The sequence below is a fragment of the Marinobacter sp. MIT932201 genome (assembly GCF_047123295.1).
GTDB classification, from domain to species: domain Bacteria; phylum Pseudomonadota; class Gammaproteobacteria; order Pseudomonadales; family Oleiphilaceae; genus Marinobacter; species Marinobacter salsuginis.
Map to the genome: position 1 here is coordinate 245,698 of NZ_CP138917.1, position 23,891 is coordinate 269,588.

Genomic DNA, 23,891 nt, shown 5'->3' on the forward strand with positions numbered 1-23,891 from the left:
TCAGAGATAGCCGAGGTCGGCCAGGTAACCTTTCAGCATGTCGAGTGCCTTCTTGGCGTTCTCGCTGCGCTTGCCTTCCTCATCCCACATGGCCTGGGCGGTGGCGACCAGTTTGTCCTGGACTTCGTCCGGCAGAACATTCAGCTGCACACCCTGCTCTTCGATAGCCTTGGCCAGGGTGATGCGCTCTTTGTACTGGTATTCGTTGGTGCGGATCCAGAACTGCTCGTTGAGGGCGTCCTTGACGATCTTCTGCATGTCTTCCGGCAGTTTGTCCAGAGCCTTCTGGCTGACGATGATCACGTCGGTGCCGGCAATGTTCAGGGCAGGCTGAACGTGGTGTTTGGCCACTTCATACAGGCCCATGCTGTAGGCGCCCTGGGCCGCACCCCAGTGGGCACCGTCGACAATGCCGGAATCCAGTGCCGAGTAGAGTTCACTGCCGGGAATGTAGGATGCCGCGGCGCCAGCCTCGGTCAGGAAGGTTTGCAGGGCGCCGGAGGAGCGGATCTTCAGGCTGTTGAAGTCTTCCACGCTTTCAATGGGTTCCTTGACCACCATTTCGGTCGGGTAGACCTTGTCGGTCGCCCAGTAAACTCCGTGCTCTGCGGCTTCGTCACGGAGCATCTGCTCGAACCCCAAGTTCTGGTGGAAATAGGCGGCTTCCCAGACATTACGGAACGCGAACGGCAGACCGGAGGCAATGCCCGCGAGTGAGACCTTGTCCTGGGCATAGGCCGGGGAAATGGTGCCCATTTCCAGGATGCCACGACTCACCGCGTTGAAGGTGTCCGTGGCCTTGAACAGTGCGCCGGCCTCGTAAAGTTGCAGTTTCAGGCGGCCATCGGTGCGCTCTTCGAGCACTCGTTTGATGCGGCCAAGGCTGTCAGTGTAGGAGCTGCTGGATCCGGGCCAGTGGGACTGAACCTTCCAGGTGAAGGTGTCCTGGGCCGCAGCGGGTGCTGCCGAGAGCGCGGCGGTAATACCGAGGGTAAAGGCTGACGCATACACCGTCAGAGTCTTGCGAGCAGTAGCAAAGAGTTTCATGAGCTTGCCTCGTTGATTGTTGTAGTGGCTTTGCTTTGTTTCACTGTGCAGAACTCACAACTGCATGGTGAATTGTATTCTCTGAATTTATCACATCATTCGGGCTTTGCAATAGGATGTTTGTCGTTCCGATTTGCAGCTGTGCGTGGTCGAAGAGTAGCTCAAAAGAACTGTTTTCACCGTCGCGGACCTGCGACATCAGCGCCTGACTCCTGATCATGGAAGGCTGTAAGCGGCTTTGATAGCCAAAAAGTTCCGCCCGCTACTTGTTGTACTTTTCATTTTTCGTCGATCTTTCTCTATTGTGTTTTGCTAGATGAAACAACCTTTCAAATATATTGACTCAAAACCGTAAGGCGTGACAAATTACAAAAACAACAGAACTACAAAGACAACATTAGCCGCCTGGCCCATCTGGAATGAATGTCTGATGAATGAGGAAAGCCGCCACATTACCCACGGGCAGGATCTGCCCGGTTTTCACAGTCTGCTTGGCTACCGTCAGGCGTCCTGGGAGGAAAATGAAGCGGTCATCGAGCTTGAGCTTCGGCCCGTGCATCTGAATCTTGGCGGCGTTATCCATGGTGGTGTGCTGACGTCGCTGTTGGACATAGCCATGGCTCAGGCCGGAACCTACTGTCCCTTTCCGGGCCGGATGCGCAAGGCAGTAACCCTGTCGCTTACCACCACGTTTACCGGCCAGTGTTCCGAGGGAGTTATTCGGGTAACCGGCAGAAAACGCGCCGGGGGGCGCCGGATCTTCAACAGCACCGGCGAAGTGCATGACGACAAAGGCAACCTGCTGGCCATTGGCGAGGGCACCTTTCGTATCCGCTCTGGCAGCGACAAGCCAGAAGGTGTTCCGATCTGACGGCCGGCCTGGCAGCTCGATGGCCGAAGAACCAATACCAACAAGAGGAAGCGGACATGTTCGATCTGTCTGATAAAGCGAAAGCGCTTCAATCGAAGCTCAGGGCCTTCATGGATGAGCACATCTATCCCAACGAGCACCTGCATCACGAGCAGATCGCGCAGGCCGAGAACCGCTGGGCTCCGGTTCCGATCATCGAAGAACTGAAAGCGAAAGCAAAGGCCGAGGGCCTCTGGAACCTCTTTCTTCCCGAGAGCGACTACGGTGCCGGGCTGAGTAATTACGAATACGCCCACCTGTGCGAAATCATGGGCCGCTCGGAGATGGCGCCGGAAGTGTTCAACTGTGCCGCACCTGATACCGGCAACATGGAAACCATTGCCCGCTTTGGCAACGCCGAACAGCAGGAACAGTGGCTCAAGCCGCTGTTGGCCGGGGAAATCCGTTCCTGCTTCTCGATGACCGAGCCCGATGTGGCTTCGTCCGATGCCACCAACATCGCCTGTGAGATCCGTCGCGAGGGCGATGAGTATGTGATCAATGGCCGGAAGTGGTGGTCCTCCGGCGCCATGACCACCACCTCGAAAATTGCCATTGTCATGGGCAAGACCGACCCCACCGCCGAGAAACACAAGCAGCAGTCGATGATCCTGGTGCCCCTGGATACGCCGGGTGTGAAGATGATCCGACCGCTGACCGTGTTCGGTTACGACCATGCGCCTCACGGCCACGCCGAGATTCACTACGACAACGTGCGGGTACCGGCCAGCAATATTCTGCTCGGCGAGGGCCGGGGCTTTGAGATTGCACAGGGCCGGCTCGGGCCGGGCCGGATCCATCACTGCATGCGCACCATCGGTGTTGCCGAACGGGCCCTGGAGTTGATGTGTCGGCGTGCCGGCGAGCGAGAGGCCTTCGGCAAGCCGCTGTCGAGTTTCGATTCCATCCGCAAGGACATCGCCCGCAGCCGCATCGAAATCGAGCAGGCGCGCCTGATGACACTCAAGGCGGCGCACATGATGGATACCGTGGGCAACAAGGTGGCGCGCCAGGAGATCGCCATGATCAAGGTGATCGCACCGAGTATGGCGCTGAAGGTACTCGATCGGGCGATCCAGGTTCATGGCGGTGCCGGAGTCAGCCAGGATACCTTCCTCGCTTCAGCCTGGGCCAAGGTACGGACCCTGCGACTGGCGGACGGCCCGGATGAGGTGCATCTGGACTCCGTGGCCAAGATGGAACTTCGTCAGTATCGCTAATCCACTGGCATGAGGATCGAACCATGACCAATTCGTTGTTTGATATGACCGGCAAGGTCGCTGTCATTACCGGCTCAACCAAGGGCATTGGCCGCGCTATCGCCGAGGAAATGGCACGTCTTGGCGCCCGGGTGGTGATTTCCAGCCGCAAGGCGGACGCCTGCGAGCAGGTGGCTGCCGAACTGAAAGCGCAGGGCTTTGATGCCATGGCCGTGCCCTGCCACGTGGGCCGGAAAGACGATTTGCAGAATCTGGTCGACCGGACCAACGAAGCCTGGGGCCTGATCGACGTGCTGGTGTGCAACGCGGCCACCAACCCGGTCTATGGCACCACCGCCGAGATGACCGATGAGGCCTGGGACAAGATCATGGACACCAACGTCAAGGGCACCTTCTGGCTCACCAACATGGTCCTGCCCCAGATGGCGGAGAAGGGAGAAGGGGCGGTGGTGCTGCTGTCCAGCATTGCCGGCCTTCGGGGTAACACCACAATCGGCACCTACGGGGTGTCGAAAGCCGCCGAGGCGGCCCTGGCCCGCAACCTGGCGGTGGAGTGGGGGCCAAAGGGAATCCGCGTTAACAGCATCGCCCCGGGCCTGATCAAGACCGACTTCGCGAAGGCCCTCTGGGAAGATCCGGTACGTGTCAAACGGGCGGAGGACAAGACCCCGCTGCGCCGGATCGGTGATCCGGTGGATATCGCCGGCCTGGCCGTGTTCCTGTCCACCAGGGCGAGTGCGTACATCACCGGCCAGGTCATCGTTGCCGACGGTGGCGAGACCATTTGCTAACGGAACTTATTGAGACGCTATGACAACAGCACCAGAGCTGGTGGACGTTCTGCCGGCACACAGGTTTGACGAGGAGCGACTGCTGGCCTGGCTTCAGACAGAGCTGCCGGAGGTGGGTGAACGCCTGGACGTTCGGCAGTTCCAGGGTGGGCAGTCCAACCCGACGTTCCTGCTGGATACCGATGGCGGGCAATACGTCCTGCGCAAGAAGCCGCCCGGAAAAAACCTTCCCTCGGCCCATATGGTGGAGCGCGAATACCGGGTTATGAAGGCCTTGGCAGACCACACCGGGGTACCGGTTCCCAGGGTGAGGGTGCTGTGCGAAGACAGCGCCGTTGTCGGGACACCGTTCTATGTCATGGACTTTCTGCACGGCCGGATCATCAGTCATTCGGCATTGCCTGACCTGGTCCGGGAGGACCGCCTGCTGGCCCACCGCTCGGCCGTCGATACGCTGGCGGCCCTGCACTCGGTGGACGTGAACGCGATCGGCCTCGGAGATTACGGCCGTCCGGAAGGTTACGTGGCACGACAGGTAGCCCGGTGGAGCAAGCAGTATCTGGCTTCGAAGACGAACGAGCTGCCCACCATGGACAAGCTCATGGCCTGGTTGCCGGAGAATATTCCTGCCGCGGACGAAACCGCCATCGCCCACGGCGACTACCGGTTCGGCAACCTCATGCTGGCGCCTGACAAGCCCGAGGTGATCGGGATCCTCGATTGGGAGCTGTCGACGCTGGGCCATCCACTGGCGGATCTGGCCTACTTCTGCCTGCCGTATTATCTGCCCTCCGATATGGAAGGCATGCGCGGTTTGCTGGGAGAGGATCTCGAGGCGCTGGGTATTCCGGACGAACAGGAGACCATCGCCCGCTACTGCGCGCAGACCGGGCGCGACGGTATTGATGACTGGCACGTGTTCCTGGCGTTTTCCCTGTTTCGGCTGGCTGCGATCCTGCAGGGGGTCTACAAGCGGGCGCTGGACGGTAACGCCGCCAACGCCAACGCGCTGAATGTCGGCAGGCGGGCCAGCCTGTTGGCGGACATCGGCTGGCAGATTGCCAGCGAGCACCAATGAATAATAGCTGGCTGCACCTGTGGCCGACTGACTGAACCCTGGAGAGCAACACGCATGTTCACACGCCATTTCAAGGTCTGGCCCCGAGAACTGCCCAAGACCATGACCCTGCCGGAAACCAGTGTTTTCAGGAACCTGGAAATATCTGCGCTCCGCTACCCGGACCATAACGCGATCATCTTCTACGATGCGCCCCTTACCTACCGACGTCTTCTGTCGGAAGTGGAAACCATGGCGGGCTACCTGCAGTCACAGGGCGTCGGGAAGGGGGATCGGGTGCTGCTCTACATGCAGAACTCGCCGCAGTACGTGATCGCCTACTACGCCATCCTGAGGGCGGACGCCGTGGTGATTCCGGTCAATCCGATGAACCGGGCCGCCGAGCTCGAGCATTTTATTGCCGACACGGGAGCCTCAATCTGCCTGGCCGGCCAGGAGCTGGCGGACTTCATCATTCCTCTGTTGCCGGAAACGGATCTGAAGCAGGTTGTGGTGGCCTCCTACAGCAGCTACATCAAACCGGATACCGATCTCGATCTGCCAGCAGAAGTTGCGGCCCCGGTCTGGTCCCGGGGTGTACGGGGTGTGGTGACCTGGGAGGCTGCCCTGGCGGCCGGGTACGAGCCGTCAGCCCACACGGCTGGACCTGCCGATCTGGCCGTCATCCCCTACAGCTCGGGTACGACCGGTGCGCCCAAGGGTTGCATGCACACCCATCGCTCGGTCATGGCAACGGCGATGCACCGTGCCTTCTGGAACCTGAGCACACCGGATACGGTGCAACTGTCCACACTGCCGTTCTTCCATGTAACCGGCATGACTGGCTCCATGAACAGTCCCATCTACAGCGGTTCGACGTCGGTGATCATGACACGCTGGGACCGCACTACGGCTGCCCGTCTGATCGAGCGTTACCGGGTGACCGGCTGGACCAACATCGTGACCATGGCGGTGGACTTCCTGTCGAATCCGGACATTGGCCAGTACGACCTCAGCAGCCTGAATACCATCGGCGGGGGAGGGGCGGCCATGCCGGCGGCGGTGGCGGAAAAACTGAAAACCATGACGGGGCTGGACTATATCGAGGGCTACGGCCTGTCCGAGACCATGGCGGCCACGCACATTAACCCGGTCAAGCAACCCAAGGCCCAGTGCCTGGGTATCCCTGTTTTCGATGTGGACAGCCGGATCATCGATGTGGATACCCTGGAGGAAAAGGGCCCCGGTGAAACCGGTGAAATTGTATCGTCTGGCCCGCAGGTCACCATCGGGTACTGGAACCGGCCGGCGGAAACCGAAGCCGCGTTCGTGGAGATCGACGGCAAGCGTTTCTTCCGTACCGGGGATCTCGGCTACTACGACGAGGACGGCTATTTCTTCATGGTGGATCGGGTCAAGCGCATGATCAACGCGTCCGGTTTCAAGGTCTGGCCCTCCGAGGTGGAGGGTCTGATGTACCGGCACCCGGCCATCCACGAAGTCTGCATCATCTCTGCACCAGATCCGAAACGGGGTGAAACGGTCAAGGCCTGCATTGTCCTGACACCCGAGGCGGAGGGTAAAACCTCGGCAGAAGACATCACCGGCTGGTGCCGTGAGCAGATGGCGGCTTACAAGATACCGACCATTGTGGAGTTTGTGGAGGCACTGCCGAAATCCCCTACTGGCAAGCTGATGTGGCGGGCCCTGCAGGAGGAGGAATGGAAGCAGAATGCCTGAACAGGCGGAGAGTCGAGCCTCGTTCGGGCTCCCGCCGATCCGGGCCCGTCAGGCTACATACATCATCAGAGTCTCTGCCACACAGGCAGGCCTGTCTTCACCCCTGATCTCAATAGTGGTCTTGTAGGTGGCTAGCTGTCGCTGATCATCCACCTGATCAACAGAGAGTAGTTCCACGCGGGTACGAATGTCCGAGCCGACTTTCACCGCCGATGGGAAGCGCAGCCGGTTCAATCCGTAATTGATGGTGGCGGACGGCCCGATCACTCGTATTGCCTGGGGGTTCAGTTTCGAGATGAGCGAGACCGTGAGGTAGCCATGGGCGATGGGGCTTTTCCAGGGTGATTCGCGCCTGGCCCGATCCACATCAACGTGAATCCATTGATGATCACCGGTCACATCGGCAAAGGCATTAACCATCTCCTGGGTGATGGTGAGCCAGGGGCTGTGGCTCTCCAGTTGCCCCGCCAGACCTGCCAGTTCCGTAAGATGTATCTCTTTCATGAGCGCTCCCTGGTGATCACCGTTGTCCGCCTCCGGATTAAAAAAGGGGTGGTCTGGCGACCACCCCTCGAAAAGGCCTCAAAATGACAAGGCCCCAGGCTCACTGATTAGGGGATTCTAGCTTGCCTGTAAAAGGGTGGCGTAAGCCTCCAGATGGAAGTCGTCATCGCCGAGCTGATGATTGATCATCACCAGGCGCTTGGCGTAGTGGGCGAAGTTGTACTCCCAGGTCATGCCGATACCGCCGTGGGACTGGACGCCCTGCTCGGAGATGAACTGGCCGCTACGGCCGATCACGTTCTTGGCGGCGGCCAGGATTCGACGGCGCTCGTCGCTCTGGGGCTCGTCGGCCACGCTAGCCGCCAGGATGGCCATGGAGCGGGCCTGTTCCAGCTCGGACATCATGTCCACCATCCGGTGCTGAAGCACCTGGAACCTGCCGATGGGCACGCCGAACTGCTTGCGCTGCTTGAGATACTCCAGGGTCAGGTCACAGGCCACTTCCATGGCGCCCACGGCTTCGCCGCACAGGGCCGAAATGGCGCGTCCGGTCTGGTATTCAATCACTTCGGCAGCCTTGCCTTGCTCGCCGAGCAGGGCTTCGGGACCCAGCTGAACGTTGTTCAGGAACAGGTCACAGCCTTTGGAACCGTCAATCGTCGGATAAGTCCGGCGTTCGAGGCCTTCGGCGTCAGCCGGAATCAGGAACAGGCTGATGCCATCGGCATCGCGGCTGTCACCGGAAGTTCGGGCAGATACCACCAGCACGTCGGCGCAATGCCCGCCGATCACGACCGCCTTGCGACCATTCAGCAGGTAACCGTCACTGGACTTCTCGGCGCGGGTTTCCACATCGTTCAGGTTGTAAAAGCTCTGGGGCTCCTGAAGTCCAACAGCAGCGCGAAGCTCACCGCTGGCAATGCCGCCAAGCCACCGTTCCTGTTGTTCGCTGTTGCCGGCCTGGCTGATCAGCCCGCCGCCCAGAACCACCGATTGCAGATAGGGCTCAACGCAAAGGCCGCGGCCCAACTCGGTCATCACGCTCTGTACTTCAACACCGGTTCCGCCAAAGCCCCCCAGCTCTTCCGGGAAGGGCACGGCCGTCAGCCCCAGTTCACCCAGCTGTTTCCAGAAATCGGCGCTGAAGCCCAGCTCCGATTCGCTGAACTCCAGGCGCTTTTCAAAACTGTATTCACCGCGTACCAGGCGGGCCACGGTGTCCTGCAGCATCTGCTGCTCTTCATTCAGTCGGAAATCCATGGTCGCCTCCTTAAAGCCCGAGAATCATTTTCGACACGATGTTCTTCTGGATCTCGTTGGACCCGCCGAAAATCGACAGCTTGCGGTTGTTAAAGTACTGGGGAGTAACCGGCGCGGCGTTTTCGTCCGACAGGAAGTCGCCCTCGTAATCCAGGTCCAGTTCCTCTTCCACGAAGGGAATGGCGTAGGGGCCAATGGCCCGGCGAGCCAGATCGTTGATGGTCTGGCGAATCTCGGTGCCGCGGACTTTCAGCATGGAGCTTTCCGCTCCCGGCATGCCGCCGCCCTCCACGGACGCGATGATCCGCAGGTTACTGATTGCCGCGGCCATCAGGTCAATCTCAACCTGGGCGATACGCTGGCTGAATGAAGGATCCTCAATCAGCGGGCGACCATTTTTGATCCGGCGGGTTGCCAGCTCCTTCAAGTGCTGCAGCGCAGCCTTGGAAATGCCGATGCCGGCCAGGCCGGTTCGCTCGTAGGTGAGCAGGTACTTGGCGTAGGTCCAGCCCTTGTCTTCCTCGCCCACCAGGTTTTCTACAGGAACCTTCACGTCCTCGAAGAACACTTCGTTGACTTCGTGCTCGCCGTCCAGAGTGATGATCGGGCGCACGGTAATGCCCGGGGTGTTCATGTCGATCAGCAGGAAGGAGATGCCCTCCTGGGCCTTCACTTCGGTGTTTGTGCGAACGAGGCAGAAAATCATGTTGGCGTGCTGGCCCAGGGTGGTCCAGGTTTTCTGGCCATTCACAATGTAGTGGTCGCCCTCGCGCACGGCCCGGGTCTTGAGTGAGGCCAGGTCCGAACCGGCGCCCGGCTCGGAGTAGCCCTGACACCACCAGTCTTCGCCGCTGAGGATTCTTGGCAGGTACCTCTGCTTCTGCTCTTCGGTTCCAAACTTGATAATCACCGGCGCCACCATGTTGACGCCGAAAGGCACGGAACGGGGCGCCCCATAACGAGAGGATTCCTCATCCCAGATGTGCTTCTGAACCGGGCTCCAATTTACACCGCCGTATTCTTCCGGCCAGTGAGTGGCGTACCAGCCCTGCTCGCTGAGTATTTTCTGCCAGCGCTGGTGGTCCTCCTTGGACAGCCGGCGGAACCCTTTTACCTTGGCGGAGATATCCCCCGGCAGCTTTTCATCCAGGAACGCGCGGACCTCATCACGGAAGGCGAGCTCCTCGGTAGTGTAATTCAAGTTCATGAATAGTCTCTCTTGCTTCAAAGCGAAAACATATACCGCGTGGCAGAATATCTACATATTCGGAGATGACAGCGGTACATGTCAATAGGAATGCAAAAGCCTGTACCGCTATGCGGAATATAAAAGCCGGCCATAACGGATGATTGTTCGAAAAAATCGAATCTTTCGGCCCAGAAAACCGTATTGAACCGATGCGGTAATCACGTGACACTCTCTACGACTTTAGTCACACCAAAGGACGCCCATGCAGGACGCCCAACAAAAATGCCGGATGCGAGTTCCAAGCCTCTTGATGATTCTGGCATTGGGCCTGATTTCACTGCCTGCCTATGCCTCTGACGCCAACCCTGCTCCCCTGTTCTGTGAGTCGGGTTTCTCCCCGCTATTGTCGGATGTCACAAGCGACGGAGGTCTGGAGGGCGGGCTCTGCGATGGCAACCGCTCACAGGGTTTCAGTCTTCACCAGAACGGCATTCTTTCAGGTATCAAAGGCTTCTCGGGACTGGTCCATTGCGCCAGTTTTCCGGTCTTGCCGCAGGCGCCACCTGCTACCTGAGCCCCCAAGTCCAGAGGGCATTCCTGCCCTTAGCAACAACCTTTCGACTTAAACGACTTCCATCACCTGGAGGATTTTCCATGGCTATACGGAAGCTGCTGATCGCCAATCGCGGAGAGATTGCGGTCAGGATTGCCCGGGCCTGCAGTGAACTGGGTATACGCTCAGTTGCCATTCATTCGGAGGCCGACGAGTACTCCCTGCACGTCAAGAAAGCCGACGAAGCCTATCAGATCAGCAAGGACCCTCTGTCGGGTTACCTGAACCCCCACCATATTGTGAATATGGCAGTGGAAACCGGCTGCGATGCCCTGCATCCCGGTTACGGATTTCTGTCCGAGAATGCCGAGCTTGCAGCTATCTGCGAGCAGCGGGGCATCACCTTTGTGGGGCCTTCTGCGAACGCGATTTCATCCATGGGTGACAAGACTCAGGCGCGCCAGACCGCCGTTGCTGCGGGCGTGCCGGTGACTCCAGGGTCGGAAGGCAACCTTGCTGATGTTGAGGATGCCGTGGCCCAGGCCGCCGATATCGGCTACCCGGTGATGCTGAAGGCTACCTCCGGTGGCGGCGGCCGGGGTATCCGCCGCTGCGACAACGAAAAGGAGCTTCGGCAGAACTACGAGCGAGTAATCTCCGAGGCCACCAAAGCGTTTGGTAGTGCCGAGGTGTTTCTCGAGAAATGCATCATCGAGCCCCGTCACATCGAGGTACAGATTCTGGCCGATACCCACGGCAACGTTGTCCACCTGTACGAGCGGGATTGCTCCATTCAGCGCCGCAACCAGAAACTGATTGAGCTGGCGCCGTCGCCGCAACTGGAGGAAAGCCAGCGCGAATACATCGGTGATCTGGCCAAGCGGGTAGCGAAGCAGTGCGGGTATGTGAATGCCGGCACCGTTGAGTTCCTGCTGGACCATGACGGCAGTTTCTACTTCATGGAGATGAACACCCGGGTGCAGGTGGAACACACCATCACCGAGGAAATTACCGGGGTGGATATCATCAAGGCCCAGATCCGGATCGCGGCCGGGGAACCGCTGGGCCTCGGGCAGGAAGACATCTCCTACCGGGGTTTTGCTGCCCAGTTCCGTATCAACGCCGAGGATCCTAAGAACGGCTTTCTGCCGAGTTTTGGCCGCATCAGCCGCTACTATTCAGCCGGCGGCCCGGGCGTGCGTACCGATGCCAATATGTACACCGGTTACGAGATTCCCCCTTATTACGATTCCATGTGCGCCAAGCTGATTGTCTGGGCCATGGATTGGGACGAGCTGATTGCCCGCTCCCGGCGTGCCCTCGGGGATATGGGCATCTATGGCGTCCAGACCACCATCCCCTACTACAAGCAGATTCTCGATCACCCGGATTTCCAGGCCGCCGACTTCAATACCGGCTTTGTTGAACGCAACCCCCAGTTGCTTGAGTACAGCACCAAGACCCGTCCGGAATCCATCGCCACAGCCATTGCCGCAGCCATCGCGGCGCAGGCGGGCCTGTAAAAGAACATCGGAGAGATCTCAATGACCAAGTGCAAGATTCACATTACCGACGTTATTCTCAGGGACGCGCACCAGTCTCTGATCGCCACCCGCATGCGTACCGAAGACATGCTCCCGGCCTGTGAGTGGCTGGACCAGGCCGGCTACTGGTCCCTGGAGTGCTGGGGCGGCGCCACGTTCGACGCCTGTGTACGTTTTCTGAAGGAAGATCCCTGGGAGCGCCTGCGGACCCTGAGAAAGGCCCTGCCGAACACCCGCCTGCAGATGTTGCTGCGCGGCCAGAACCTGCTGGGCTACCGCCATTATGGTGACGACGTGGTCGAGGCGTTCGTGGCCAAGGCCGCCGAAAATGGCATGGATGTGTTCCGCGTTTTTGATGCCCTGAACGATGTGCGCAATCTGGAGACCAGCATCAAGGCCGTCAAGAAGGCCGGAAAGCACGCCCAGGGCACCATCTGCTACACCGTCAGCCCGGTGCACAGCACCGATGCCTATCTGGATCAGGCCAAGGCCATGGCCGACATGGGCGCGGACAGCATCGCGATCAAGGACATGGCAGGTCTGCTGACGCCGGCGGTAACCGCCGAGCTGGTCGGACAACTGAAGCAGAGCCTGGATTTGCCGGTATTCCTGCACTCCCACGCTACTTCGGGCATGGCGCCCATGTGCCAGTGGGCGGCCATGGAAGCCGGCGTCGACCATATTGATACCGCCCTGTCGGCCTTTGCCGGCGGCACCAGCCATCCGCCCACGGAATCCCTGGTGGCTGCACTGCATGATGCGGGTCTGGAGACCGGGCTGAACCTGGAGCTTCTGGACAAGGCCACGCGCCACTTCCGAGAAGTGCGCAAGAAGTATCACCAGTTCGAGAGCGCCTATAACGGTGTTGATACCTCGGTGCTCCTGTCCCAGGTGCCGGGTGGCATGATGTCCAATCTGGCCAACCAGTTGAAGGAGCAGGGCGCGCTGGATCGTATTCAGGACGTATTCGAGGAAATTCCATGGGTGCGGAAGGATCTCGGTTACCCGCCGCTGGTAACACCCACCTCCCAGATCGTGGGTACCCAGGCGGTGATCAACGTGCTGGCCGGGAAGCGTTACGAGTCCATCACCAACGAGGTGAAGAAATACCTCCAGGGCTGGTATGGTCAGGCGCCGGCGCCGGTCGACAAATCGCTCCAGCAGCGCGCCGTGGGCAAGGAAGAGCTGATCGAAGAGCGCCCTGCCAACCTGATTCCCCGGGAGCTGGACGAGCTGCGCAAACAGGTGGGCGATCTGGCCACCAGCGAGGAGGATGTCCTTACCTACGCCATGTTCCCGGACCAGGCCAAGGCGTATCTTGAGCAACGGCGTGACGGCACGCTGCAGCCGGAGCCCCTGGAGCCGATTCCCACCGGTTCTTCGGGCGGCTCGGTCTCCAGCAAATTCAAGATCACGGTTCATGGCGAGAGCTACGATATCCACGTCACCGGCGCCAACCCTTCCGGTGAGAATGAGCGTCGTTTCTATATGACCGTTGACGGCGTACCTGAGGAAATCCACCTTGCGTCATTGGGAGAAGATGGCGAGGGCGCCCGCTCCAGCGGTGGCCGGGCGACCGCCACCAAGGAAGGTCACGTGACCACGAGCATGCCGGGCAACATCGTGGATGTGCTGGTGAAGGAGGGCGACGAGGTTCAGGCTGGCGACCCGGTGCTGATCATCGAGGCAATGAAGATGGAAACGGAAGTGAAAGCCACCATCTTTGGCACCGTGCAGAGCGTCGCCATCAAGAAGGGAGACCGGGTTGTTCCCGGCGAAGTGCTGGTGGATATCGCATAGTAGTCGTGCGATTACAGCCGGACGGACACGCCAAGAGTGGCCGTCCGGCGATCGTAATCGTACCGGGCAATGTTGCTGTTGTTCTGCGCCTGCTCGAGTTTCAGTCGCACAGAAACAGTGTTGGTTGCCTGATACTCGCCCTCCAGTCCCAGAGTGAGTCGGTTGTCTTCCCGACGCACAATGAATAATCCCTCCGGCACTTCCAGGCGGTGGGGTGTGCGGTAGTAATTGAATCTATAGCTGGCTGATGTGCCGAGTTCGAGTTTCGGTGTAACTGAGTAGCCAAGCCCCACGGTGAGAGTCTGCCCCAGTGGTGAAACGCTGAAGTATTCCGCGCCGGTATCCAGGTTTTCCCGATCATCGTAGTCAACTCGATAACGGAACTCGCCCCGCCAACGCTCATGCCGGGCCTTGTATCGGCTGTCAATCCGGTAATGCTGCCCGTCGTAGGCCTTGAACCGGTTGCCAGCAAACACCTGCTCAGCATGGAGTGTGATGGAGCAGCTGGCGGACTCCGAACCAACAGCACATTGCCCGGTACTGAGCGCACTGATCAATCGGGCACGCCTCTCCCTGGAGGAATTGCCCTGCCAAAGCTGATCCGCGCCAAGGCCCAGTTTGAACGTGTACAGGTTGCCGGAATGCTTCCATGCGGTTTCAGCACGGGCAAGGTGACTGTTGAAGTCGGTCTCTTCCAGATACTCGCGTCCATAAAGCAGGAGCTTGGCCTGGAGCGCATTGTTGCCTTTACGGATCGGGTACCCCGAAATAGCGTTCACCGATTCCAGAAAACCTCCATCAAGGGCACTTGGAGCAGAGTCGGGAAACAGCGCGATGTTTTCCTGAAAGCCTGCATACAGTGACATCAATGCCTGCCAGCGGGCTGGTGGTGCCGCGCCGATTTTTTCCAACTGTCCGAGCGCCAGTTTTGTCAGATTGTCTTCTGTGCTTTCATTGGCGACTGCCACGAAGGCCTCGCGGGCCCGTGATTCCTGATTCGTGGCGAGGGCGATCAGCCCGAGATTGTAGAGGGCAAGAGCTCGCTGTTTCGTCGACAGCAGCTTGCTGAACATTCGCTCGGCTGAGTCATACTCACCGAGGCGGTAGTAGAGAACGCCAAGATTGTAAGTCAACGCGCGGGAGTCCAGCTGTGTGGCGGCGGCCTCCAAATGCTTGCGCGCCTGTTCAAGTTCGTTCTTTTGAAAGGCGGCAATACCGGCTTTGAACTGTGCCCGGGCATTAGCGAGTGAGTCAGCCTGCAAGGGCGCCGATGCGACCATGAAAAGCGCTACGAAAATCGGCAAGAGTCGACGAGACGGCAAAACGCGTTTCCCTAACCTGGAGAGCTTACAGAGAATCCGGTTCTGTACTCAGGACCAGAACCCGACACCGCGTAAAATGCAGTGCTGGAAGCTTAACCCAGATCAGGTAGGGAAATCATCAAACCAGAGCACGACGCTCCCCGTAAAAAATGCTTTTACGTTTGCGTGCGTCCCAATGTTGCCTATTCGGTCGAACTTTCTAGCGTGGAGGATGGGTTGTCCAACAGGTCGACGTCGGTATCCGGGGTCCCGATATCTGGCAGTTCCGTATTTGGAAGGTCGGGCTCCGGTAAGTCTGTGTCCGGGCGATCAGGCTCTGGTAGGCCCGTGTCGGGAAGATCGCCAGCCGGTGAATCCAAAAGGTTTTCGCCCGGCAGTTCCGTGTCCAATGCGTTCCGCGTTTCTCTGGCCTGCGAGGAAAGGGTCTCAATAAGCTCTTGTGACTCCGCCGAGAGCTCTCCGGCGTCCAGATCATCGAGTTGAGCTGCTCGATCGAGTTCTTCGAGTGACTCTGGAATCTGCATTTCCTGTACAAACGATGAGTCTAGCTCTTCTTCGTCGACGACCATTCTCATGGTAACGTCGTAATCAGTCTCGGCGGCCGCAAAGGTCGGAAAACAGATGCCCACCAACAATATGGCAGGGATGAGACCCGGTGCCCGGCTTTTCAGTACTGTCATGACGATGGCTCCGTTAATTTGCCAATGTCAGTTCTAAAGGTTTTCCGTTTCTCTCCTTCCCCGAGGTGAGCTACCAGACTGCCTTGGCCGGGGAACAGTACGTTTACAGGTAAGGCCAACAGGTTATCTCCGGGTTTCAGACTCACTTTCCAGCTTACTTTATGTCTTCCTGGGAAAGGGGTCAGCTCGAGATTTGGGGGAAGTTCAAGAGTCAAAGTCACGTTTTCCACAGCGTCAGTGGACGTGAACGCCAGTCTCACGGTTTTTTGGGTTATGGCAGGAGGCTGGGAGCCCTCCGCAACCGTCTGAGCAGAAAGCACGTCTTGTTCCGGTTGATTCCACTTTCCGCCAAGAAACACGCCGACAACAAGAGCTGCTGCTACGGCACCAATCCAGGCAGGTGTCTTCCAGTGCTTCGTGGCTGACGGTGAGGAGCCGGCAAGGGCTCGACCCAGAATTCTGGATTCATAATCCGCATCCGGTTCCGGCGCGCGATCCTTGGCTGTCTGTCTGGCAATGAATTTGGCAGTGGCTAGATTTGCAGCGCAGTCTTCGCAGGAGGCAGCATGTTCCTCCATTGCCTGCTTGGCAATGTCTGGAAGCTCGCCTCTCGCCAGCGCGTCCACGTCTTTTTTAAATTCGCTGCATTGCATTCCATTCACCTCATTGGCAGCCACGTTGTTCCGTTTCAGAAGGTTCCATTTCTTCCTGAAGTTTTGTTCGAAGAAGTGCTCTTACCCGATGAAGTCTCGATTTTACAGTACCTAGCGGTATATCGAGAACTTCGGAAATCTCCTCCAATCGCCATCCCTCGGAATCGTGCATCAGTAATAGTGTGCGCTGATCGGGTTTGAGGTCGCTTATCAAGCGCCGCAGAACTATTGCCTGCTGACCATCTTCGGTGTGAGAGAGCGGGTCCGGCGACGCCCCGGGCAGGGTGTCGAGAAATGGCGTTTGCTGGTCGGCTCGATCCAGAGCGCTGGCACTTGTTTCCCGGCCAACAGGCCGTTTACGGATGTTATCGACAAATTGGCGGTAGGTTACCCGGTGCAGCCAAGGGCGTAGCTCATCAACCCGCTCCAGCTCATCGACTTTGGGGACGAGCTTGGTAATTACATCCTGCACGAGGTCTTCCGCATCATGTTGACTGCCGGTCAAGCGATACGCAAAACCATGCAGTGCCCTGAGGTGAGGGCGAACAAGGCTCTCAAATCGTTTTGACTTTGATTGGCGGAATGGAAGCAAGGCCAAATGGACCCCCTGTTGGTCACCTTGCACTTGGCATGTGCATAAAACTTCATGGTTTTTATAGGCAGACCAGAGTCTAACAGTGCCAGTCGTGTAAAGGTATTCCGGTATTGTAAAAAAAGAACGAAAGAAAACCCATTTAAAACATACAGATAAGTAGGGATCTGGGTGGTTCTTGAAGAAAAACTCGAAGACCTTTGGAACTTTTGCAATTAGACCTCCGTGGTGGGCAGCTAAAGGCGACGGATTCGCCGAATACAAGAAACCCAGAGGTGACAGAGTATGTTTATCCGCAATCTTTTAGTTACTGCTGTCTCGGCAGCCACCTTCACGCTCTCTGGTTGTCTGGACAGTTCCAGTCAGACCCAGACCAACGCCGATCCCGACTACCAGATAAAGGGTGGCCAGATTGAACGCGGTACCCACCCCCTATTCGATCCGCTTGAGACGCAATTCGTCATTCCAAGTGATGCGCTTTTTTACCTGAGTGATATCGATGACGGAACCATGCTCAACGGGACCGATCCTGCTAATCCGGTAACGCAGGGTATCGGATTCCTCGATGGCGCTTCTGTGCTGGCGCCAATCGACCTCAAGATCAGTGGTAGTCTGGATAGTCAACAGGTGCTTGACGCTCGCCAGTTCGTTGATATTGACGGAAGTGTGGTTCCCAACCCGGACCAGAATGTCTTTTTGATACCCGTCGACTATGCCGGTGGCGATCCTTTGCAACCACTTGAAAATGAGGCGCCAGGCCTTGCATCGGCGGCGCAGTATCGGCAGGCGCTGCGACTGCAGGAGCAGGGTAATACAGAGGAGGCTGACCGCCTTTTCAGTGAATTGCTGGAAGAAAGAGTACGCGTGGAGTTGCTGGACATTGATGGTGGCCAGAACAACCTTGTGCGGATTTTGCCGCTGAAACCGCTGGCGCCAAAGACTCAGTATATTGTGGCCCTGACCGACGAGATCGTGGACGCAAACGGCGAGCGACTGGTTGGCTCTCCCACTTACCAGTCCGTCGCGGACGGTGAGCGGACTCTGTCGAATCCGCTGTTCCAGCCGTTCCGTCAGGCGATGTTGCCCGCACGAAAGCTTGTGGCCGACTATTTAGACTTCAAGCGTGAGTATCCCGCCTCTGCAGATTTTCCCTCCCGGTTCGAAGACATTACCTATGCAACAGCAATCACCACCACGGCTGTAGAGGATGTTTTATTGGCCAATGCGGCACCGATAACGTTTTACCGTGCCTTGCTGGGCTCGGCGCAGCGCCGGCAGGAACTCCGCAAGCTTTTCGAAGGCTTCTACAACCTGAGCGATCAACCCCTCGGCGAAGGCGTCAGTGCCGCAGAAGCTGATATCAACTCCGCCATCTACAATACACTGACGGATCCGGCGTTTCGTCTGTATGACCCGGAGTTGGCGACCATCCTGATGGATGCCAACTCCAACGGGACGGTTGTTCTCTACGGTGACGTTGTAGCCGATTCCGAGGCGGACCGGCGTCTGGCTCATACGATTCAGGTCGCAACTGCAATGGCCTCGGATACCAACATTGATGTGGAAGCAGACGCTCAAGCTCTGGCCGGCGCGGCGGATGCGGTGCTGGACACCCCGAAACCCCGGCCGGTGAGAATATTCAGTCAAAAGGAAGGTGGCGATGTGAATCCCGCGCTCCGACAGAGTGTTGGTCTGGGAGGTTTACAGGCGGATCTGGATATCAGGGTGTATGAGGGTGAGATTACGCTGCCTTATTTCCAAGCGCTGCCTGAGACCGGCAATGGAACCCCGTTAACGAGCGAAAACTGGAAGGCTGCCGATTTCACGGATCAAGAGTCCCTGGATGCGGCATCATCGGATCGAGTCAGCTATCGCTTTCCGTTTGCTGAAAAGACAGGCGATATCACCATCCCTATAGTCGTTACCGCCCCTGAAGAGGCGCAGGCTACGGAATACCCCTCCGGCTTCCCGGTGATCATCTATCAACATGCAGTGACAACCGATCGGTCTGCCATCCTGCCCATGGCTACGGCGGCAGGCCTGACGTGCCTGGCCGAAACGGCGGATGACTGTTTCGTGACTATCGGCATTGATCAGCCTCTCCATGGTATTTTTGATACGGGGATTGTCGGGCTCGAACCTATTTCGGCCCAGAGTGGCGCTTCGGAGAGTGCCACAGAGCGTCATTTTGGCTTCGCAGCCGATGACAATCTGAACCCGGTTGATGCTACAGCACTGGAAGCTCCGGAGTCTGGCAGCCTGTTCCTGAATTTTGCCAACTATGCCAACACTCGGGACAACATGCGCCAGGGGGCACTGGACCTGCTGAACGTCAATGCCTCGTTGCAGGCGATCGAGGATGCGGTTAATGCGTGTTCCAGTTGTCCTGCAGGCCTGCAGATCGACACCAGCCGCGTTTATTTCATAACGCATTCATTGAGTGGTATGGGTGGTGCTGCCGTGCCCCACATCACGAATGCTGCCATGGACGCTGGCAATACCAACCTGAACCGGATTACGGCCTCCAATTTCTTCAATACCGGTGGTGCTTTCACCAGGCTGGTTGAAAACTCACAGTCTGTTGCGCCGCGGGTATTGCCAGGCCTGGATGAGGCGTCTGATGGCATTCTGGCGCAGGGCAAGACGGAGTTGAACATCTACTTCAATGTGTTTCAGGGGTTGCTGGACTCCGCCGATCCGACAGCATTTGCACCGTTCTATGCCGGTGAGCCTGTCTTGCTGACAGAGATCGCGGGGGTTCCGGCTGACCCAGACCGTCCCACCGACGACACAATCCCCAACGCTGCCGATGATGTTCGGTATGAACTGGGGCCACTGACAACCACCATTCCTGAAACCGGCTTCGTCATAGAGGGTGAGAACATGCCACTGGCCGGCACAGATCCGCTGGCAGCTACCATGACGGCTGAGTCAACACCTCTGGGCTCCAGTCTCCCGCTCATCACTCGCTACCTGGAAGGGTCCCATGGCAATCCCATCTCGGCGGGACAAAAAGAAGCGGATGCGTTCTCGTCCAGCGCGGTCTTCTCCGAGATGACCGCCCAGATGCTGGAGCTGTTCAGCCTCGGCTCGGTGAGCGTGACGAATCCCTGTGTGGTTGAAGATGCCGACACATCTGGCACCGACTGCTCTGCTGACGGCAACTCTGATGCCGGCGATGAGCCAGGTGGTGGCGGTGACACTGGCGGAAACGACTCCGGTGGCCTTCTGGGAGGGGGGCTCGGCCTCTGATCTCAACGGCGGCGGCCCAGAAAATCGGACTGTCGCCGGAAACATCCCTGAAACCAGAAAAATCATGGCGTTAGCCTCGCCATACGGGGAGGCTTTGTCCAAAAAACATGCGGAGCAAACGCAATGACAACAAAAAACACCATTTTCGCAAAACCAGTTCGACTTGCGGTGGCGGTGCACCTGGCGTGTCTTTCCAGTGCCGCAGTGGCGTTCGATTTCGACATCTATGAGATCGATGCATCCTTGAGCACCACGCTCACAGCGGGCATCGGGGTGCGGCTTGAGGATCAGGACAAATCCCTGATCAGCCAGGGTAACCTCGGTCCGGAATTCGCTTACAGTAATGTTGGTGCGTCGTCCAATAACTTTGATGACGGCAACCTGAACTTCGAGAAAAACGAGCCCTATTCGCAGATTCTGCGGGGCCGATCCGAACTCTTTCTGGACTATGCACCGGACAGTGACACCCTGACACGTGTCGGTGCGCTGGTACGTGGCACCTACTACTACGACTACGAGCTCAAGAATAACCCGAGGGCTGTTGATCCCGTGGGCCAGCAGCGCGAGCTCAACCCGGAGGCCAAAGACAATGCAGCCGGGGCCGACCTGTTAGACGCCTATGTGTTCACCGACTGGTACTTTGGCGACACCCCGGTTTCGGTTCGCTACGGTCGCCAAGTCGTCAACTGGGGCGAGAGTACCTTTATTCTGGGTGGTATCAACGCAATCAACCCGATCGACGTGCCCGCCTTCCGGGCGCCCGGTGCGGAGCTCAAGGACGTCCTGCTGCCGGTCGAAATGCTCTATACCTCAGTGGGGGTTACCCCGGAAATCAACCTGGAAGCCTTTGTACAAACGGACTGGGAGCCCTTCCGGATTGACGACTGCGGTACCTTCTTTTCGACGGCCGACGTGGCGGCTGATGGCTGCGGACCCGTTCTCCTGGCTGGACAGGTGCCCGACTCTCAAGCCCTGGCTGAGGGTTTTGTGTCACCGAGATTGGGAGACAAAGAGCCGGGAGACAAGGATCAATTTGGTGTGGCCGCCCGCTGGTTTGTGACCGATCTGGATGCCGAACTCGGTTTTTATTACACGCGGTATCATAGCCGACTGCCCTACATCAGCGGCGTGGTGAATAACCCGTCCGATGCGGATGAGACCCAGCAGTACGATCCCAGTAAGCCCGATGCCCGGTTTCCGAGTTATTTCATTGAATACCCGAAAGGTATCGACCTTTACGGTATCAGCATTAATACGACCCTGCCGACTGGCACATCGCTGGGCGCCGAGTATAGCTATCGCCCGAACCTTCCCATTCAGTGGAACACCTTCGAGCTGATCTACGGTGGCCTTCAACAGCGTGGGCCGGATGGGCAGATAGTTAGCAATCTCGAGCGGCGCCGGGCGGAAAAGGGCGGCACCTATGCAGGCACAGCCGTTGAAGGATACGACCGTTATGGCGTATCCCAGGCCCAGGCGACAGCAATCCATTTTATTGATCGAGTGATGGGGGCGGCACGTTTCATTATTGTTGGTGAAATCGGTGCAACCTATGTCCATGACCTGCCGGGCAAATCCGAGGCGCGGTACGGACGCTCGGGTATCTATGGGTCGGGTCCCGTTCCACTGGATGGTGAGAACTTCACAGGGGATTTCTGCAGCCAGAGCCCGGATCCCAACGACCCGAACAAGCGGCTGAACATCAACCCCACCAACTGCCGCGGTGACGGGTTCACGACATCATTCTCCTGGGGCTACCGCACCCTGTTCGTATGGGATTACCCCAGTGCCTTTGCAGGAGTAAATCTTCGACCAAAGCTCTTCCTGACCCACGACGTTAAGGGCTACGCGCCGGACCCGGGGGGCAACTTCAAGGAAGGCAACAAGTCCGTTGGTCTCGGCCTCGAGGCCACCTATCAGAACGCCTACAAGGCCAACATCAGTTACACCAATTACTTTGGTGGTGACTTCAATGAAACCAATGACCGGGATTTCGTCGCTGCTTCCGTTTCTTATTCCTTCTAACGAACCCAAAAACTGAACAGGAGATGTATTCAATGAACATCATGAGAAATTTGCTATATGGCGCTTTCGCGGGGGCTTTTTTGAGCTCGGGCATGGCTCTGGCTGCTGTTTCCCAGGAAGAGGCGGCCAAACTGGGCGCGAGCCTCACTCCCATGGGTGCTGAAAAAGCTGGTAACGGTGACGAAATACCTTCCTGGGACGGTGGGCTCACCAAAGCGCCCGCTGACTATAAAGACGATGGTCGATACGTAAACCCTTTTCCCGGCGACAAGGAGCTGTTTCGAATCGATCAAAGCAACGTAGAGCAGTACGCGGACCATTTGAGCCCCGGCCAGGTGGCCATGATCGACAGGTATGAGAGTTACTTCATTCCGGTCTATCAAAGTCGCCGGACCGCCACCTATCCGGATGCTGTCCAGAAGCAGACAGTCGAGAACGCCACGAAGGTCGAACTGGTCGAAAGTGGCAATGGGCTGAGGAACTACCAGACGGCAACGCCGTTCCCGATTCCTCAGAATGGTCTGGAAGCCATTTTCAACCACATTACACGGTACCGTGGGGGGTCGTTTACCCGGAATGTGGCTCAGGTTACGCCCCAGCCAAACGGCGATTTCAGCCCGGTAAAGTTCACGGAGTACTTTACTGAGCGGGTCGCTCTGGACGACTACGACCCCGCTGAAGATCCGAATGTGATGTTCTACTTCAAGCAGGCGATCACGGCGCCTTCTCGCCTCGCCGGTAATGTCCTGCTAGTTCATGAAACCATCAATCAGGTAAAGGAGCCTCGTCGCGCCTGGCTGTATAACTCTGGGCAGCGTCGGGTGCGCCGAGCACCGAACGTGGCCTATGACGGCCCGGGTACCGCTGCCGATGGACAGCGTACATCCGATAATCTCGACCTCTATAACGGAGCGCCTGACCGGTATAACTGGGAGCTGATTGGAAAGAAGGAGATGTATATACCGTACAACTCATACCGGCTGGCGGGAGCGGATCTGAGTTATGACGATATCATCCAGCCGGGCCATATTGACCAGAGTCTCGCGAGGTACGAACTGCACAGGGTTTGGCATGTAAGGGCCACCCTCAAGGATGGCGAGCGCCATGTTTATGAAGTGCGGGATTTCTATATTGATGAAGATACCTGGCAGATTGCAGTGGCTGATCACTACGACGGCCGTGGAAATCTGTGGCGAGTTGCAGAGGCACATGCGATGCAGATTTATGATGCCAACATTCCCGCGTACGCTTTTGAAACTCTTTATGACCTGCTTTCGGGGCGGTACCTCGTTATGGGACTGACAAACGAGGAGGATACGCCTTACGAATATGGAACTGAGCGAAGCTCTCGGGAATACACCCCTGCTGCGCTGCGCAGAGCCGGCGTTCGGTAAGCGTCGGGGAGCAAATGTGGCCCCCGGAGCATAAAAGCTCTGGGGGCAATACAAGAAAGGGAGATGCAATCATGTTTGCAGTTCTTCGCACCGGCCCATTATTCGACGTTAAAAGCCGACTGGTCTTCCGTAGCGGGCAATGGCTGGTCCGAACCCGTGAAATAGCTGAACTTGGTCCCTATCCATCGCGTCTTCAAGCCATCGAAGCATTGTACCGCCACGTCGCCATTTGCTCGGGCAAGCTAAACGATGCCGAACCAGAAGTGGCCCGAGAATTTGTCGGGCACAGCGTGACCCAATGCACCACTTCCGACTGTGGTATGTGTGCCGATATGCTCTCGGTTGTACCCCAGTGACC

Annotated in this window: 20 protein-coding genes; 12 read left to right on the forward strand and 8 right to left on the reverse strand. The window is 57.9% G+C overall.

What is annotated here, in order from left to right:
- Positions 1 to 1,047: a TRAP transporter substrate-binding protein DctP gene (dctP, locus tag SIC15_RS01100; protein ID WP_069182587.1), complete on the reverse strand. Its 1,047-nt coding sequence runs from the start codon at positions 1,045 to 1,047 to the stop codon at positions 1 to 3.
- Positions 1,048 to 1,477: 430 nt separating this feature from the next.
- Between dctP and SIC15_RS01105 the strand changes: the two genes are divergently transcribed.
- Genes SIC15_RS01105 through SIC15_RS01125 form a run of 5 tightly spaced genes read left to right on the forward strand, consistent with a single transcriptional unit; the run spans position 1,478 to position 6,765 of the window.
- Entirely contained in the window at positions 1,478 to 1,918 is a 441-nt protein-coding gene (locus SIC15_RS01105) for a PaaI family thioesterase (protein ID WP_153634249.1), read from the forward strand.
- 56 nt (positions 1,919 to 1,974) lie between these two features.
- Positions 1,975 to 3,177, forward strand: a complete 1,203-nt coding sequence (locus SIC15_RS01110) for an acyl-CoA dehydrogenase family protein (protein WP_412536901.1) — start codon at positions 1,975 to 1,977, stop codon at positions 3,175 to 3,177.
- A gap of 23 nt (positions 3,178 to 3,200) precedes the next feature.
- The gene (locus tag SIC15_RS01115; protein WP_412536902.1) at positions 3,201 to 3,968 is read left to right on the forward strand and encodes an SDR family NAD(P)-dependent oxidoreductase; all 768 of its coding nucleotides are present in this window, start codon (positions 3,201 to 3,203) and stop codon (positions 3,966 to 3,968) included.
- A 19-nt stretch (positions 3,969 to 3,987) separates the two neighbouring features.
- Complete coding sequence (locus tag SIC15_RS01120) at positions 3,988 to 5,046, forward strand: phosphotransferase (protein WP_412536903.1); 1,059 nt, start codon at positions 3,988 to 3,990, stop codon at positions 5,044 to 5,046.
- A 54-nt stretch (positions 5,047 to 5,100) separates the two neighbouring features.
- A complete protein-coding gene (locus SIC15_RS01125; protein ID WP_412536904.1) occupies positions 5,101 to 6,765 on the forward strand; it encodes a long-chain fatty acid--CoA ligase in 1,665 nt (554 codons plus the stop codon).
- 48 nt (positions 6,766 to 6,813) lie between these two features.
- Here SIC15_RS01125 and SIC15_RS01130 read toward each other — a convergent pair whose 3' ends face one another.
- From SIC15_RS01130 to SIC15_RS01140, 3 genes are all read right to left on the reverse strand, one after another.
- Entirely contained in the window at positions 6,814 to 7,269 is a 456-nt protein-coding gene (locus tag SIC15_RS01130) for a MaoC family dehydratase (RefSeq protein ID WP_412536905.1), read from the reverse strand.
- 117 nt (positions 7,270 to 7,386) lie between these two features.
- Complete coding sequence (locus tag SIC15_RS01135; protein ID WP_412536906.1) at positions 7,387 to 8,529, reverse strand: acyl-CoA dehydrogenase family protein; 1,143 nt, start codon at positions 8,527 to 8,529, stop codon at positions 7,387 to 7,389.
- 10 nt (positions 8,530 to 8,539) lie between these two features.
- The gene (locus tag SIC15_RS01140; protein WP_412536907.1) at positions 8,540 to 9,736 is read right to left on the reverse strand and encodes an acyl-CoA dehydrogenase family protein; all 1,197 of its coding nucleotides are present in this window, start codon (positions 9,734 to 9,736) and stop codon (positions 8,540 to 8,542) included.
- A gap of 244 nt (positions 9,737 to 9,980) precedes the next feature.
- Between SIC15_RS01140 and SIC15_RS01145 the strand changes: the two genes are divergently transcribed.
- The 3 genes from SIC15_RS01145 (at position 9,981) to oadA (ending at position 13,615) form a co-directional block, all read left to right on the forward strand.
- Positions 9,981 to 10,292 carry a hypothetical protein gene (locus SIC15_RS01145; RefSeq protein WP_412536908.1) on the forward strand — a complete coding sequence of 104 codons (312 nt, stop codon included), beginning with the start codon at positions 9,981 to 9,983 and terminating at the stop codon, positions 10,290 to 10,292.
- 80 nt (positions 10,293 to 10,372) lie between these two features.
- Positions 10,373 to 11,794, forward strand: a complete 1,422-nt coding sequence (locus SIC15_RS01150; protein WP_412536909.1) for an acetyl-CoA carboxylase biotin carboxylase subunit — start codon at positions 10,373 to 10,375, stop codon at positions 11,792 to 11,794.
- 21 nt (positions 11,795 to 11,815) lie between these two features.
- A complete protein-coding gene (gene oadA / locus SIC15_RS01155; RefSeq protein ID WP_412536910.1) occupies positions 11,816 to 13,615 on the forward strand; it encodes a sodium-extruding oxaloacetate decarboxylase subunit alpha in 1,800 nt (599 codons plus the stop codon).
- Between the two features lie 11 nt (positions 13,616 to 13,626).
- On the opposite strand, the gene SIC15_RS01160 is transcribed toward oadA, so the two are convergent.
- The 4 genes from SIC15_RS01160 to SIC15_RS01175 form a co-directional block, all read right to left on the reverse strand.
- Positions 13,627 to 14,937, reverse strand: a complete 1,311-nt coding sequence (locus SIC15_RS01160; RefSeq protein ID WP_412536911.1) for a tetratricopeptide repeat protein — start codon at positions 14,935 to 14,937, stop codon at positions 13,627 to 13,629.
- Positions 14,938 to 15,119: 182 nt separating this feature from the next.
- On the reverse strand, positions 15,120 to 15,617 hold the full coding sequence (locus SIC15_RS01165; protein ID WP_412536912.1) for a hypothetical protein: 498 nt from the start codon (positions 15,615 to 15,617) through the stop codon (positions 15,120 to 15,122).
- On the reverse strand, positions 15,614 to 16,294 hold the full coding sequence (locus tag SIC15_RS01170; protein WP_412536913.1) for a zf-HC2 domain-containing protein: 681 nt from the start codon (positions 16,292 to 16,294) through the stop codon (positions 15,614 to 15,616). Before SIC15_RS01170 ends, SIC15_RS01165 begins: the two co-directional genes overlap by 4 nt.
- On the reverse strand, positions 16,281 to 16,868 hold the full coding sequence (locus SIC15_RS01175) for an RNA polymerase sigma factor (protein WP_412536914.1): 588 nt from the start codon (positions 16,866 to 16,868) through the stop codon (positions 16,281 to 16,283). Before SIC15_RS01175 ends, SIC15_RS01170 begins: the two co-directional genes overlap by 14 nt.
- Positions 16,869 to 17,147: 279 nt before the next feature.
- Between SIC15_RS01175 and SIC15_RS01180 the strand changes: the two genes are divergently transcribed.
- From SIC15_RS01180 to SIC15_RS01195, 4 genes are all read left to right on the forward strand, one after another.
- Positions 17,148 to 20,114: a hypothetical protein gene (locus SIC15_RS01180; protein WP_412536915.1), complete on the forward strand. Its 2,967-nt coding sequence runs from the start codon at positions 17,148 to 17,150 to the stop codon at positions 20,112 to 20,114.
- A 123-nt stretch (positions 20,115 to 20,237) separates the two neighbouring features.
- On the forward strand, positions 20,238 to 22,139 hold the full coding sequence (locus SIC15_RS01185) for a DUF1302 domain-containing protein (protein WP_291905356.1): 1,902 nt from the start codon (positions 20,238 to 20,240) through the stop codon (positions 22,137 to 22,139).
- Between the two features lie 41 nt (positions 22,140 to 22,180).
- A complete protein-coding gene (locus tag SIC15_RS01190; RefSeq protein WP_412537579.1) occupies positions 22,181 to 23,533 on the forward strand; it encodes a DUF1329 domain-containing protein in 1,353 nt (450 codons plus the stop codon).
- A 71-nt stretch (positions 23,534 to 23,604) separates the two neighbouring features.
- Positions 23,605 to 23,889, forward strand: coding sequence for a hypothetical protein (locus SIC15_RS01195; protein WP_412536916.1), 285 nt, complete (start codon positions 23,605 to 23,607; stop codon positions 23,887 to 23,889).
- The last annotated feature ends 2 nt before the right edge of the window (positions 23,890 to 23,891 follow it).